Consider the following 15,072-nt stretch of genomic DNA (forward strand, 5'->3'; position numbering starts at 1 on the left):
CTACGGAAGACGTGGATTATGTAAAGTCGGGAAGCTCCTGCATGGCCGGCGCTGTGGACGACGCCTCGAAGGCGGCGGTGAAACCGGCCACGCGCCGGTCGATGCGGATGTCGCTGGCGCGCAGCGGGCGGGCGAGCGAGAGCCCTTCCAGCGAGCGGGCGCGCGACAGCGCGACATAGGCCTGGCCGGCGGCGAAGGCGCCGGTGTCGAAATCGATCCGCACGTCGTCGAGCGTCAGGCCCTGCGCCTTGTGGACGGTGACCGCCCAGGCCGGCACGAGCGGGAGCTGGGTATAGGTGCCGACCACCTTGGCGGCGATTCCCCCCGTCGCCTCGTCCCAGTCGTAGCGGATGCGCTCCCAGCTGGTGCGTTCGATCTCCACCACGCCGGCCCCGTCGAGCCGGACGAAAGCGCTGGTCGGGGCGAGGCCGATGACGGTGCCGACCGAGCCGTTGACCCACTGCTTTTCCGGGTCGTTGCGCACGGTCATGACGCGGGCGCCGACCTTGAGGACCAGCAGCTCGGGAACCGGCAGGCGGTCATTGGCAAGGTCGAACTCGCCCTCGCTCTTGCTCTCATAGATGCGCCCGGCCTCCGTCAGGGTTTCCATGCCGCGCCGGTTATAGGCGTCCACGCGCATGTTGGTGGGCGCCAGCACCACGGGAATGCGCCCCTCGCGATGGGGACGATAGGAAGCCGCGTTGATCGCGGCGACCGCGCGCTCCACCTGGCGCCCGGCCCGCAGGTCCGCGAGATGGCCGACAAAGGCGGCGTCGGTCTGGCGGTACACCTGCAGGAAGGGCAGGCGCGCGACCTCGACCTCGCGCAGCACCCGCGCGTCAAAGGCGAACGGGCCCTCATAGCCGAGCCGGCCGAGGATCTCGCGCTCGGCATAGGGCACCACGGGAGGCAGCTGGAGGAAGTCGCCCACCAGCACCACCTGCACACCGCCGAAGGGCGAGGGGTCGCCGCGTGCCAGCCGGAGAACGCGGTCGACGGCATCGAGCAGGTCGGCGCGCACCATGGAAACCTCGTCGATGACGAGGCGTTCCAGCTTCTTCATCAGCCGTCGCTTCTGCGCGCGCGGTTTCACCTCGTCGGGATCGAGCAGGCGCGGTGGCAGGCCGAAGAAGGAATGGATGGTCTGCCCACCCAGTTGCAGGGCGGCGACGCCGGTCGGCGCCAGGAAGGCCTGTTTGGTGCCGCCATGCTTGCGCAGCGCGTGCAGGAAGGTGGTCTTGCCGGTTCCCGCGCCTCCCAGCACCATGACCAGCGGCGCGCCGCGTCCGACAATGGCGAGGGGGCCGGCGAAAGAGTCGTCGGTCGGGACGGGGCGAATCTCGGTGGAGCTTGATGCGATCATGGCCCCAATGGAGCACAGCCGGGCGCGCGAAGGAATCAGTGCAGCTTGATCAGCACAAGACCGGCCAGGATTAGCGCCGCCGCGACGATGCGCTCGGCGCGCAACGGCTCGCGCAGCACGACCACGGCGATGACCGCGCCGAACAGCACGCTGGACTCCCGCACGGCGGCGACAAGGCCGATCGGCGCGCGCGTCATCGCCCAGATCGTGATCCAGTAGGCGGTGAGCGACATCGCCCCGCCGGCAAGGCCCGGGCCGAGGAAGGACAGGGCGGGTTTGAGTTCGCGCCGGCCTTTCCACGCCAGCCCGACGGCAAGCAGCACGAGGCTGTCCACCACGAAGAGCCACGAGGTGTAGAGATGCGGGCTCGCGGAGCTGCGCGCGCCCAGCCCGTCGACCAGCGTGTAGATGGTGATGCTGACGCCGCAGGAGAGCGCGAGGCGCAGTGCCGTGCCGTTGAGTGCCGCCATGCCCCGGCGCCGCCACGCGATGGCGAGAATGCCGGTGGCGAGAACCACCACGCCGAGAAATCCCTGCGCGTCGACCGCCTCGCCAAGCAGCGCCACCGACAGGATGGTGGTAAGCAGCGGCGCGGTGCCGCGCGCGATCGGGTAGACCACCCCCATGTCGGCCAGCCGGTACGCGCCGCTGAGCGTCAGGTAGTACATCAGGTGGACGACGACGGAGGCGAGGATCCAGAGCCAGACATGAGGGTCGGGCAGGCCGAGATAGAGCGCGACCGGCAGCGCGATGATTCCGCAGGCACAATTGACCAGCACGACCGCGACGAAGGGGTCGAGCCGGATCTTGAGGATCGCGTTCCACCCCGCATGCATGGCGGCGGCGGCGATGACCGCCATGAAGACGCTGGGATCCATGAAAATGCCGGGGGAGCGAGGGACGCGCGTGCTCTAGCCGATTCCGCGCCGTCTGCCGAGTGGCGTCCGCGGCCGCCATGCTGCAATGCCGGAACGCAAGGGGCGCGCGGTGAGGTCGCGTTGACCGCTTCCCCGCCGCGCGCCCCCGTTTTCAACGCCGGATCGGGTGTCAGACCCCGAGCTGGGTGACGAACTTGGTGTTCACATAGGCTTCCATGGCCTCGATGCCGCCTTCCGAGCCGTAGCCGGAATCCTTGATGCCGCCGAAGGGCGTCTCGGGCAGGGCGAGGCCGTGATGGTTGATCGAGATCATGCCGCTCTCGACGCGGCGGGAAAACTCGTCGGCGTGCGCGGAGGAGGTGGTGTAGGCGTAGGCCGCCAGGCCGTAGGGCAGGCGGTTGGCCTCCTCGATCATCGCCTCGGTCGAGGTGAAGGGCATGATCGGCACCAGCGGACCGAACGGCTCCTCATTGAGGATACGGGCGTCGGGGGCGAGGTCGGTCAGCACGGTCGGCTGGAAGAAATAGCCCTTGTTGCCGATCCGCGCGCCACCGGTGCGCAGCGTCGCGCCCTTGGCAAGCGCGTCGGCGGTGAGCGCTTCCATCGCCTCGACGCGGCGGGAATTGGCCAGTGGGCCCATGCGCACGCCGTCCTCCAGGCCGTTGCCGACCTTTATGCCCTGCACCGCCTCGGTGAAGCCGTCGACGAAGCGCGCATAGATGTCCTCGTGAACAAGAAAGCGGGTGGGCGAGACGCAGACCTGGCCCGCGTTGCGGAACTTGGCGCCCGACAGCATCTTCACCGCCAGGTCGACATCCGCATCGCCGAACACTACCGCGGGGGCATGGCCGCCAAGCTCCATGGTGACGCGCTTCATGTGCGCGCCCGCCAGCGCGGCAAGCTGCTTGCCGACCACGGTGGAGCCGGTGAACGTGATCTTCTTCACGATCGGATGCGGGATGAGGTACTGCGAAATCTCGGCCGGCACGCCGAACACGAGGCTGATCACGCCCTTGGGCAGGCCGGCATCCTCATAGGCCTTCACCAGCGCGGCGCAGGAGGCGGGGGTTTCCTCCGGACCCTTCAGGATGATCGAGCATCCGGCGGCGAGCGCGGCGGAAATCTTGCGCACGGCCTGGTTGATCGGGAAGTTCCACGGCGTGAAGGCGGCGACGACGCCAACCGGCTCCTTGTGGACGATCTGCTGCACGCCGGCGGCGCGGGCGGGAATGAGCCGGCCATAGAGGCGGCGGGCCTCCTCGGCGAACCAGTCGATGGTATCTGCGGCGGCCTGGGTCTCCATGCGCGCCTCGGGGAGCGGCTTGCCCTGCTCCATGGTCATGAGGTGCGCGATGTCTTCCGCGCGCTCGCGCAGGATCTCGGCGGCCTTGCGCATCAGCTTGTAGCGCTCATGGGCGGAGACGTGGCGCCAGGTGGCGAAGCCCTTTTCGGCGGAGAGCAGGGCGGCGTCGAGATCGGCCCGGCTGGCGTGGGCGAGCGTGCCGATCACTTCCTCGGTCGCCGGATTGATGATCGGCTGGCTACTCACCGTCCCGTCATGGCCATGACCCTCGCGCCAAACGCCGTCAATGAAAAGCTGGACGTCGGGAAAGCTGACGGTGGACATGGGTGACCTCTCAAGGGAACAAGGGGCGCGCGCGGGCGCCGGTCTGGCGGGTTCGGTGCACAGGTAATGTGCCGGACGGGACGGCGAAAGGGGGGCTGGCTGGAATACCAGCCCTTCGCGCGGCCTGATGCGACGGAACGCCTTGGGGACGCTGCGGCAGGGAGGGCGAAAGTTGGAACCCTCCGGCGGCGGGCCCGTTTCCCCGAGGTGGGTATCGATCCATCGACGAACGGGACGGCACGATGAAAACGGCCGAAAGACTGGGCGAGGATATCGATCGGGGGCGCGCCGGGGACAAGGTGCCCGACGGCGATCCGGCTGCGGTGCTGCGGGAGGCGGATGACGAGGCCGCCGGACCGCCCCCGATACCTGAGCGGGTCGGCCCGGGAATAGGGCGCCCGCCCGCGCACGGCAGGACGCCCTGGCCGCGTGGAAAGCGGCGCAACTGGCGCGCCGCCTTCATGCTGGGCAGCGCGGTGTTCGTGATGAGCGCGCTGCTGACGCTCTGGGCCTGGCTGACGGCCTGACCTGAAAGGCTTAGTGCGAGTCCCTCAGGATCTCGCGCTTGCCGGCATGGTTGGCCGAGCCGACGATGCCCTCATTCTCCATGCGCTCCATCAGCGAGGCGGCGCGGTTGTAGCCGATCTGCAGGCGGCGCTGGATGTAGGAGGTGGACGCCTTCTTGTCGCGCAGCACGAGCGTGACGGCCTGATCGTAGAGATCGCCGCTGTCCTCGCCCATGGAGGTCTTGTCGAACACGGCGGCATCGTCCGGGACCGGCTCGTCCTCTTCCTCGGCCGTCACCTCGTCGAGATATTCCGGGCGGGCCTGGCACTTGAGGTGCTCGACCACGCGCTCGACTTCCTGGTCGGAGACGAAGGGTCCGTGGACGCGGGAGATGCGGCCACCGCCGGCCATGTAGAGCATGTCGCCCTGGCCGAGCAGCTGCTCGGCGCCCATCTCGCCGAGAATGGTGCGGCTGTCGATCTTGGAGGTGACCTGGAACGAGATCCGGGTCGGGAAATTGGCCTTGATGGTGCCGGTGATGACGTCGACGGAGGGGCGCTGGGTGGCCATGATGAGGTGGATGCCGGCGGCGCGGGCCATCTGGGCGAGGCGCTGGATCGCGCCTTCGATGTCCTTGCCGGCGACCATCATCAGGTCCGCCATCTCGTCGACCACGATGACGATATAGGGGAGGGGCGAGAGATCCATGATCTCCTCCTCCTCGATCAGCTCACCGGTCTCCTTGTCGAAGCCCTTCTGCACCGTCCGAGTGATGATCTCGCCTTTGGCGGCCGCCTCGGCGACGCGGGCGTTGAAGCCGTCGATGTTGCGCACGCCGAGGCGGCTCATCTTGCGGTAGCGGTCTTCCATCTCCCGCACCGCCCATTTCAGGGCGACGATCGCCTTCTTGGGGTCGGTGACGACGGGGGTGAGCAGGTGCGGGATACCCTCATAGACCGAGAGTTCGAGCATCTTGGGGTCGATCATGATCAGCCGGCACTGCTCGGGCTTGTGGCGGTAGAGCAGGCTGAGGATCATGGTGTTGATGGCGACCGACTTGCCCGAGCCGGTGGTGCCCGCGACCAGCAAATGCGGCATGCGGGCGAGATCCACGATCACCGGCTCGCCGCCAATGGTCTTGCCAAGCCCGATGCCGAGCTTGGCCTTGGCGCCCTCGAATTCGTGGCTCGCCAGCATCTCGCGCAGCCACACGGTCTCGCGGCGCTGGTTGGGAAGCTCGATGCCGATGACGTTGCGCCCTTCCACCACGGCGACGCGGGCGGAAATGGCGCTCATGGAGCGGGCGATATCGGCGGAGAGCCCGATGACGCGGCTCGACTTGATGCCGGGCGCGGGCTCAAGCTCATACAGCGTCACCACCGGGCCGGGATTGGCGTCGATGATCTCGCCACGCACGCCGAAATCGTGCAGCACCTGCTGGAGCTTCACGGAATTGCGGTCGAGGAATTCCTCGGAGAGCTCGTAGTCGGGCTCGTTCGCCGGGGGCTCGGTGAGTAGTTCGAGCGGGGGGAGTTCATATTCACCGGTTTGCCCGACAGCGCGGGGAGCGGGACGTGGCGGCTCGGCCGGCCGGGCGATGGCGACCGGCTGCGGCGCCGGTGCGATCTGGACCGGCTCGGGAACCGGCGCGACCACGGGCGCGACCGGAGCGGCCGTTGCGGCGGGCTGGGCGGCGGGCTCGGCGGTGACCGTGAAGACCGGCCAGGAGAACGAGGCCGGCGTCGGCGCGACATCATAGCTGGCGAGCCTGGCGATCGGCGCGGCGATCCAGGCCGGCACGGGCACGGTCGACGCGCCTGCCTCCGCGGGGGCAGGCCGGGGCATCTCTGGCTCCGGCGATGTATATGCCTCGACCGGGCCGGCGACGGGGGATGCGGGGACAGGGCGCGAAGCCGCGGTTTCGGGCGTCGTGTCCTGATGCGAGGGGGCCACGGGGGGCACCTCCCAGCCGAGCCGGATCATTTCGCCGATGAGCTGTATCGAGCGCGGCTGCTCGCCACCCGCGTCGACATGGGACGGGGCCACAGCGAGCGGGGGCACAGCGAGCGTGGGAACGTGGACTGCGCCGGTATCGATCAGCGCGGCGTCGATCGTCTGCACCACGTCGGCCGGAGGCGCGACACTCTGGGCGGCGGCGGGCGGAGCGGCAACCATGGGGTCGGCGTGGCTCTCGTCGGCCTGAATTTCGGAGGCGCCCGTCGCCGGGGTCTCTTCGGGGGCGTGACCCGTGGCGGGCTCGGCCGGCGCCGGGGCGGCGTGCTGTTCCGCCTGCGCGATGAGCCGGGCGGCACGGGCCTCGCGGGCGAGCGCGGCGATCAGCGGCTGTGCGCCGGCGGCAATCGGGGGCAGGCGCGGGGGAGCCCGCAGCACCGGTGTCTGCGAGGGGCGCGGCGGGAGGACCGGCGGCACGTCTGCCTCCGCCGTCGCGGGAGATTCGAGTTCAGCGGTCGGCTGGGCCACGGGGGGCGCGACGGTTTCGGGCACCTGGGGACGCAGCAGATAGTCCGGCGTGCGGGTGAAACGCGTGTTCGAGGGAAGGGTGAAAGGCTGAAGCCAGCTGGGAACCGGCGTGCGCGGGGCCACGGGAGGCTGGCTGGCGAGTGGCACACCCATCAGCGGCATGGGCGGCAACGGGGCATTGGGCTGCGGCTTCGCGCTCCGTGTGCCATCGGCGCCCTTGGGGCGCTTGGACGGGGCCGGAAGGTGCATGGTCTGCGGATTGGCACGCGTGAAGCGATGCCCGCTCACGCCCGAAGTGCCCGCAGGCTGGTCGCGCGTCTCGTCCTCGGAAGGGGTGGTCTCATAGGCGGTATAGGGACGCGCGGGGTTACGCATGGGTACCGGAACCTTTGCCACTCAGGAACATCTGGCATCAACCGGCGGGTGCGATTGCTCCCTGCCGGTCGTGTTCCCATGGTTAGGTGCACAGCGTTAATGAAGGGTATGGAACGCCCCTTTTTCCCTGCGCGAATGGAGGCTGGGCGCCGATCGGGCGCCCGCCCTCGCTCAGACCGGAAGGCCGAGTGTGGCGCGGATCTCGGGCGCCAGCATGTCGTGGGTTTCCGGGTGCTTCATCATGTAGCGGCCGAACATGGAGCAGCGGGGAATCACCGACAGTCCGCGCTCGCGCGCGCTGGCAAGGCCGGCCTCGACAAGGCGCGTGCCAAGGCCGCGGCCACCCAGCTCGGGCGGAACCTCGGTGTGGGTGAAGATGATATGGTCCGGCGCGAGGATGTATTGGGCGATGGCGAGGTGGCCATCCTGCTCGATTTCAAAGCGATCGGCGGCGCGGTTGTCGCGTACCGGGATTTCGCCATTCATGCTCATGCGGATTCCTCCTCGTGGCGCCTGTTGTGGATGACGGACCGTCAGGTGGCGCTCATGGGATAATGTCGACCATAACGGCCACCATGTCGCCCCTCTACCCGGTCAGCCGACGACTTTATCGCCACTGTCCTATCTAGGGTGCGCGCGCGGGATTGAAACCTGCCGCCTTACACGCCTCGCCGAACAGGAAGTCCTTCATGTCGACCACAACCGATCTGCCCCCTTCCGCCCACTGGCTCAACGCGATGGCGCGCCGACGTTCCGTGCCGGCGGCGGGGCTTGTCGAACCGGGCCCGGATGGTCCGACGCTGGAGCGCCTGCTGGAGCTGGCGACGCGTGTGCCCGACCACGCCATGCTCACGCCCTGGCGCTTCATCGTCATCGAGGGCGACGCGCGCAGCCAGCTTGGTGCGCGTCTGCCGCAGGCCTACCGGGATGCAAATCCGCAGATGGACGAGGCCAAACGCGAGAAATTCGCCGGCATCATGTCGCGCCTGTTTCCCGCGCCGGTGGCTGTGGTGGTGGTGAGCCGGCCGAACCGGGACACCATGATCCCGGTGTTCGAGCAGGAGCTTTCGGCGGGGGCGGTGTGCATGAACCTTCTCCACGCCGCCCATGGCCTCGGCTTCGCGGGGATCTGGGTGACGGGGTGGGCGGCGACCAACGAGAAGGCGCTGGGCCTGCTCGGCGTGGGCGAGGACGAGAAGGTCGCGGGCATCATTCACCTGGGCACGGCGCGCGAGGCCCCGGCCGAGCGCCCCCGTCCCGACGCCCGTGCGCTTACCGCGCGCTGGACGCCGCCGGACTAGAGCGCTCTGATCCGACGCGTGTTGTCCACGCGAACCGGAACCCGCTTCGGTTGGGAACGCCCGGAGGCTCAGCTCGCCGCGGCCTCTTCTTCCGCCTGGCGGGCGAGATCATTGGCGATCCGCGCCCGGGTGACAGCGGCGGCCGCGCCCTGATCGGCCGCTGCGTCCCCGCTCATCGACTGCACCGGCACCATGTTGTTGGCGAACTGGATGCCCTGCTGGGGCAGCTGGTTGACCATGCGCTTGATCGCCTCGCGGCGCACCACTGTGGGTTTCACGGGTCGCACCGTGAATTTGAAGCGCACGACCAGCGCGTTATCGGCGATGTCGGCGACGCCCTGCATCTTGAGCTGGGTCAGGAACTCGTCCTTCAGCTCGGGGTCTTCCAGCATTTCCGCGCCGATCTTTTTCACCGCCTTGCGAAGCTGTTCGAGATCGGTATTGCGGGTGAAGCGCAGGTTGAACTTCATCGTGGTCCAGTCGCGGCTGAAGTTCGTGACCTGGCCCAGCTGGCCGAAGGGGATGGTGTGAATCATGCCGTTCTGGTGGCGCAGCTTCAGCGAGCGCAGGGTGAAGCCTTCCACCGTCCCCTTGGCCTTGCCGCAATCGATGTACTCGCCGACACGGAAGGCATCGTCCACCAGGTAAAACACGCCCGAGACGATGTCCTTCACCAGCGTCTGGCTGCCGAAGGAAATCGCGAGGCCGATGATGGAAGCGCCGGCGATCAGCGGTGTCACGTCGATGCCGAGCTGTCCCAGCACGGTGAGGCCGGCCAGAATGATGATGGCGAGCATGAGTGTGACGCGCAGCAGCGGCATCAGCGTGGTCATGCGCGAGCGCGGCCCGTGGTGCCCTTCCTCGACGTCGGCGCCCGGCGCCGCCGCCGCGCTGCGTCCGGGATGCAGCCCGGTGAAGTACTCCACACCCTGCCACGCGCAGTAGGCGGCCAGGAGAATGGCGCCCGAGGGGAGCGCGGCGCGGGCGATGGCGTCGTAGCGGCTCATCTCCATCATGCCGACGCCGTGCACCAGCCAGATGCGCACCAGCAGCGCCAGGGACACAAGGAGGATGGCCATGCGCACGCAGCGCATGATCGCCTCGATGGCCGCCTCCCGGGACCCCTTCTCGGTATCAGGGTCCGCGCGCATCAGCCGGCAGACCTTGTCCATGAAGGATTCCAGCGCGAACAGGCCGATCAGCACGTTCATGGTCAGCAGGATGGCTGTATGGATCCCGTCCCACGTCGTCAGCGTGCCGTAGATGCGGGCGAGGCCAAGAGCGAGGAAGGCGGGCACCGCGACCACCAGCCACCAGCGGGCGAGCATGGTTACCAGCGGGCCGGGCTGGCCGTCCTGCGACAGGCCGTGCAGCCATTTCGCCACCGGCTTGCGCACCACCACCACGGTCGTCAGCAGCAGCGAGGTCAGCAGGATGGTGTTGATCACGATGGCGCAGGCCACCACGAGCGGCGAGGACTGAATCGCATCCAGAATACGCCGGAAATCGGCGAGGATGATGGCCACCGCGATGACGAGCGAGGCCCAGCGATAGATGGTGCGCGCCTCATGGTCATTGATCATCGCCAGCCGGGCCGGAGGCAGGCCGGGGCGCAGGGTGATGTGGAAGACCAGCAGGTAGAGCCGCCAGTAGAACACGCTGGTCAGCACCAGAAAGCCGAGCCGGGACTGGGGCAGGGTGCCGTCGAACAGGCCGATGACGAGGCCGTGCGTCACCAGCCACAGCGCGCTCAGCATCACGATGTCGATGCCGACCAGCGCGCTCAGCGCCCAGATCGATGCCGCGCCTTCCACCCGGCTGCCCAGATACTCGCGCACTGGCTTGAGGGCGAGGCGCATCAGCGCCTCGGCGCCCAGCAGGACGATGACGCAGCCGAGGAGCAGCAGGAGGAAGGTGCCGCGCTCGCGTCCCTCGTTCATCCCGGGGCCGAGCAGGTGCGGAATGCGCGCGCTCTGCTCAATCAGCCCGGGAAACTGCGCCAGAACATCGTCGCCGCGCTCGATGATCTCGATGAAGACCTCGCTGAAGGGTTCCTCGTCGGTCATCTCCATCATCGGCGTTTCGGGGGTCGATGCTGCGGTGGAGGAGGTGGATGTGGCGGGCGTGGAGGCGGCCGGGATGTGAGGGGAGGGCGCGGACGTCGCCGGGGCCGACGTGCCGAGGCGTTCGGCGACGGATTTGGAGAGCGCGTCGACCAGCGCGTCGAATTGCTGTTGCGACAGGGGCAGCGGCGCGCGCGCCGATGGGGTGGGTGACTGCGCGGGGGTGGTTGCCTGCGTCGAGGCAGGGTCCGAGGCAGCGGTCTGGCTCGCCGCTGCCTGGGCCCACGCTGTCGCGGGCGCCCCGACCGTGACCAAGGCGAGCCAGACGAGCAGAAGGCACCAGAAGCGATTGAACATCATAGCCAGAACCGTGCACACGACCGCCGGGGTACGCCGCCCTGGGCCTGTCGGCCCTTTCAAGCAGGTCGCGTCAAGGCAGTCATCAACAGGCGACGTTGCAATATCTTGTGCTCGGCGCGGCGTGTCCATCCGCAATTGCCGGAACGACAGCGCCGCACGGCATCGATGCGGGGCTATCCCATGAAAAAGGGCCGCGCGGCGGGTTCCGCGCGGCCCTTGATAGGCACGACTTCAGACGGGTCAGGCCGCAGCCTGGGCCTGCTTGGCCTCGCGGCGGCGGCGGGTGAGGATGAACTCGGTGTAGCCGTTGGGCTGGGTGCGACCTTCGAGGATCAGGTCGCGCGCGGCCCGGAAGGCGAAGCCGTCATAGGCCGGCGCCATCGGCGTGTAGTCGGGATCGTCCGCGTTCTGCGCGTCGACGACCTTGGCCATGCGGCGCAGCGTCTCCTCGACCTGCTCGCGCGTGACCACGCCGTGCATCAGCCAGTTGGCGACGTGCTGGGAAGAGATGCGCAGCGTGGCGCGGTCTTCCATCAGCCCGATATTGTGGATGTCCGGCACCTTGGAGCAGCCAACGCCCTGGTCGATCCAGCGCACGACATAGCCGAGCACGCCCTGGATGTTGTTGTCGAGTTCCTCCTGAACCGCCGCCGGCTCCCAGTTGCCACGGTCGACAACCGGAATCGTGAGCAGGTCGCGCCGCGAGGCGGGCTGGCGCGTGCGCAGTTCTTCCTGGCGCTCGAACACGTCGACCTTGTGATAGTGCAGCGCGTGGAGCGTGGCCGCGGTCGGGGAGGGCACCCAGGCGGTGTTGGCGCCAGCCATGGGGTGCGCGATCTTCTGTACCAGCATGTCGGCCATGCGGTCGGGCATCGCCCACATGCCCTTGCCGATCTGGCCGTGCCCGTCGAGATGCGCGGCAAGGCCGGCGTCGACATTGTTGTCCTCATAGGCCTTGATCCAGGGCTGCGCCTTCATCTCGCTCTTGCGCACCATCGGCCCCACCTCCATCGAGGTGTGGATCTCGTCGCCGGTGCGGTCGAGGAAGCCGGTGTTGATGAACACCACGCGCTCGCGGGCGGCATGGATCGAGGCGGAAAGGTTCGCGCTGGTGCGGCGCTCCTCATCCATGATGCCGATCTTGAGGGTGTTGTGATCGAGGCCCAGCAGTTGCTCGACGCGGGCGAACAGGTCGACCGCGAAAGCAACCTCCTCCGGCCCGTGCATCTTCGGCTTCACGATGTAGACCGAGCCGGTGCGACTGTTGCGCAGCGCGGCATCGCCCTTAATGTCGTGGATCGCGATCAGTGAGGTGACGGCGGCGTCGAGAATGGATTCGGGGATTTCACGTCCCGCCTCGTCCAGCACCGCATCGGTCATCATGTGCTGGCCGACATTACGCACCAGCAGCAGGCTTCGCCCGTGAAGGGTCAGCTCCCCGCCATTGACGCTGTGATACTGGCGGTCGGCGGCGAGGCGCCGCTCGAACGTATCGCGGCCCTTGGCGACGGCCGCGCTCAGCGTGCCGGTCATCAGGCCCAGCCAGTTGCGGTAAACGTGGACCTTGTCCTCGGCATCCACCGCCGCGACGCTGTCTTCGCAATCGACGATGGTGGTGACCGCCGCCTCCATCACGATGTCGGCGATGCCGGCCGGGTCGGAGCTTCCCACCCGGTGGCCGCGGTCGATCTCGATATCGATATGCAGTCCGTGATTGACCAGCAGCACCGAGTTCGGCGTCTCGGCCGCGCCGCGATGGCCGGCGAACTGGGCAGGATCCTTAAGGCCGACGCGCGCCCCGGTGTTCAGCTCCACCTTCAGCGCCCCGTTCTCGACCCGGTAGGCGACGGCGTCGACATGGCTGCCGGTGGCGAGCGGAACGGATTCGTCGAGGAAGATGCGTGCTCGCTCGATCACGCGCTGGGCGCGGATCGGGTTGAACGCGCCCGCGCGGGTGGCGCCATTGTCCTCGGGCAGGGCATCGGTGCCGTAAAGCGCATCATAAAGGCTGCCCCAGCGGGCATTGGCCGCGTTGAGCGCATAGCGGGCATTGGTCACCGGGACCACGAGCTGGGGGCCGGGAATGCGGGCGAGCTCGTCGTCAACCTTCGCGGTCACGACCTCGAAGGGCTCGGGCTCGGGCAGCAGATAGCCGATTTCGGCGAGGAAGACCTCATAGGCGGCCGGGTCCACCGGCTTGTTGCGGTGGGCGCGGTGCCAGGCGTCGATCTGCGCCTGAAGCTCGTCGCGGCGTTCCAGCAACTCCTTGTTCCGTGGCGCGAAATCCCGCACGAGACCGGCGAAGCGCTCCCAGAACGTGGCACCCTCCACCCCGGTGCCGGGGATCGCCTCATTATTAATGAAGTCGACAAGTGCGGAATCCACCTTCAGGCCGGCGACGTCGGTGTAGCTCATGTGCGGGGTTCCTCCGTTGGTCTGGGAGCCGCCCGTGGTGACAGGGAACGACTCACTTTGTGCTATGCGGCAAATATTAGATGCGACGCAATATCGCAGATAGTCGGATAGGCGCCCCACGCAAGGGGCGCCTGCTCGCGGCCGCCACGGAGCGAGGCGGGCCGGCTGGTGAAAATGTCATCCCGGGGCGCCCGGCCAACGCCGGACCGTGAGGCGGGCTCTCCCCGAACCCGCGCCAAGGCTCGCCACGCTCGCGCCCCGGGACGACAAGCCCTCAGAACTGGGCGGTCTCGGTCGATTCCTTCATCGCCGTGGTCGAGCTCATGCCTTCGCTGAGCACGGTGGCGATGGCATCGAAATAGCTGGTGCCGACCTCGCGCTGGTGGCGCGTGGCGGTGAAGCCATCCTTCTCCGCGGCGAATTCGGCCTGCTGCAGCTCCGAATAGGCGGCCATGCCCTCCTCACGGTAGCGGCGGGCCAGATCGAAGGTTGTGTAGTTGAGGTTGTGGAAGCCGGCGAGGGTGATGAACTGGTAGCGGTAGCCCATCGCCCCCAGCTCGCGCTGGAAGGTCCTCATCTGCGCGCGGTCCATGTGCTTGGACCAGTTGAAGGAAGGCGAGCAGTTGTAGGCCAGCATCTTGCCGGGGTGGACCTTGTGCACGCCTTCGGCGAAGCGCCGGGCGTCATCAAGGCTCGGCGTCGAGGTTTCGCACCACAGCAGGTCGGCATAGGGCGCGTAGGCGATGGCGCGGGCGATGCCTGCCTCGAAGCCGCCCTTGTAGCGGTAGAAGCCCTCGGGCGTGCGCTCGCCGGTGATGAAGGGGCGGTCGATCTCGTCGATGTCCGAGGTGATCAGCCGCGCCGATTCCGCGTCCGTGCGCGCCATGATGACGGTGGGCACGCCCGCCACATCCGCCGCGAGGCGCGCCGCGTTCAGCGTGCGGATGAACTGGCGCGTGGGCACCAGCACCTTGCCGCCGAGATGGCCGCACTTCTTTTCGGAGGCGAGCTGGTCCTCGAAGTGGACCGCCGCCGCACCGGCCTCGATCAACGCCTTGGTCAGTTCATAGGCGTTGAGCTGACCTCCGAAGCCGGCTTCGGCGTCGGCGATGATCGGCACGAAATAGTCGAGCTCCGGCCCGATGACGCCGTCCGCCTTCTCCATGGTCTGGATCTGGTCGGCGCGGGTCAGCGCCTTGTTGATGCGCTTGACCACGGCGGGGACGCTGTCCACCGGGTAAAGGCTCTGGTCCGGGTACATGTCGCCGGAAGAGTTGCCGTCAGCGGCGACCTGCCAGCCGGAAAGATAGATCGCCTCAAGGCCGGCCTTCACCTGCTGCACCGCCTGGCTGCCGGTGTAGGTGCCGAGGGTGGGCACGAAGTCCTGGGTCTGGAGCAGCTCCCACAGCCGCCGCGCGCCGTTCTGAGCCAGCGTGTGCTCGATGCGCAGCGAACCGGAAAGGCGGGCAACATCCGCGGCACGATAGGAGCGGTGGATGCCCTTCCAGCGATCCGGGGCCCAGGGGGGTGTCGGGATCCGGTCAGGCGAGGTCTCGCGGATGGTGTCAAGCATGGTCGTTTCCTGCGGCTGAAGTGTCGGTGGCAAAAGAACGTGTCGCCGGCTTCGTCGCCGCGGGGCGCTGTGCCGCGCGCGGCGTCGGGCGGATCACGGGGCGAGGGAGCACGGATGCCGCGGAGGAGG

At 68.1% G+C, this 15,072-nt stretch carries 10 protein-coding genes; 2 read left to right on the forward strand and 8 right to left on the reverse strand.

All coding sequences use genetic code 11. The features are described from left to right. Positions 1-16 precede the first annotated feature (16 nt). The 3 genes from G3A50_RS16640 to G3A50_RS16650 form a co-directional block, all read right to left on the reverse strand. Complete coding sequence (locus G3A50_RS16640) at positions 17-1,363, reverse strand: ATP-dependent DNA helicase (protein ID WP_163076297.1); 1,347 nt, start codon at positions 1,361-1,363, stop codon at positions 17-19. A gap of 35 nt (positions 1,364-1,398) precedes the next feature. Next, a complete protein-coding gene (locus tag G3A50_RS16645) occupies positions 1,399-2,241 on the reverse strand; it encodes an EamA family transporter (RefSeq protein WP_163076298.1) in 843 nt (280 codons plus the stop codon). A gap of 169 nt (positions 2,242-2,410) precedes the next feature. Further along, the gene (locus G3A50_RS16650; protein ID WP_163076299.1) at positions 2,411-3,868 is read right to left on the reverse strand and encodes an NAD-dependent succinate-semialdehyde dehydrogenase; all 1,458 of its coding nucleotides are present in this window, start codon (positions 3,866-3,868) and stop codon (positions 2,411-2,413) included. Positions 3,869-4,110: 242 nt separating this feature from the next. Here G3A50_RS16650 and G3A50_RS16655 point away from each other — a divergent pair, with 242 nt between their 5' ends. After that, positions 4,111-4,395, forward strand: coding sequence for a hypothetical protein (locus G3A50_RS16655; RefSeq protein ID WP_163076300.1), 285 nt, complete (start codon positions 4,111-4,113; stop codon positions 4,393-4,395). 10 nt (positions 4,396-4,405) lie between these two features. Here the strand turns inward: G3A50_RS16655 and G3A50_RS16660 are convergent, their stop codons facing one another. Together G3A50_RS16660 and G3A50_RS16665 are read right to left on the reverse strand one after the other, a co-directional pair. Further along, on the reverse strand, positions 4,406-7,231 hold the full coding sequence (locus G3A50_RS16660; protein WP_163076301.1) for a DNA translocase FtsK: 2,826 nt from the start codon (positions 7,229-7,231) through the stop codon (positions 4,406-4,408). A 171-nt stretch (positions 7,232-7,402) separates the two neighbouring features. After that, complete coding sequence (locus G3A50_RS16665; RefSeq protein ID WP_163076302.1) at positions 7,403-7,723, reverse strand: GNAT family N-acetyltransferase; 321 nt, start codon at positions 7,721-7,723, stop codon at positions 7,403-7,405. Between the two features lie 197 nt (positions 7,724-7,920). Here G3A50_RS16665 and G3A50_RS16670 point away from each other — a divergent pair, with 197 nt between their 5' ends. Then, a complete protein-coding gene (locus G3A50_RS16670; protein WP_163076303.1) occupies positions 7,921-8,532 on the forward strand; it encodes a nitroreductase family protein in 612 nt (203 codons plus the stop codon). 68 nt (positions 8,533-8,600) lie between these two features. Here G3A50_RS16670 and G3A50_RS16675 read toward each other — a convergent pair whose 3' ends face one another. From G3A50_RS16675 to aceA, 3 genes are all read right to left on the reverse strand, one after another. Then, positions 8,601-10,955, reverse strand: coding sequence for a mechanosensitive ion channel family protein (locus G3A50_RS16675; protein WP_163076304.1), 2,355 nt, complete (start codon positions 10,953-10,955; stop codon positions 8,601-8,603). Between the two features lie 240 nt (positions 10,956-11,195). Next, on the reverse strand, positions 11,196-13,370 hold the full coding sequence (locus G3A50_RS16680; RefSeq protein WP_163076305.1) for a malate synthase G: 2,175 nt from the start codon (positions 13,368-13,370) through the stop codon (positions 11,196-11,198). A gap of 274 nt (positions 13,371-13,644) precedes the next feature. After that, positions 13,645-14,943 carry an isocitrate lyase gene (aceA, locus tag G3A50_RS16685; protein WP_163076306.1) on the reverse strand — a complete coding sequence of 433 codons (1,299 nt, stop codon included), beginning with the start codon at positions 14,941-14,943 and terminating at the stop codon, positions 13,645-13,647. Between the last annotated feature and the right edge of the window lie 129 nt (positions 14,944-15,072).

Origin of the sequence: Ancylobacter pratisalsi (genome assembly GCF_010669125.1) — a bacterium.
GTDB lineage: Bacteria > Pseudomonadota > Alphaproteobacteria > Rhizobiales > Xanthobacteraceae > Ancylobacter > Ancylobacter pratisalsi.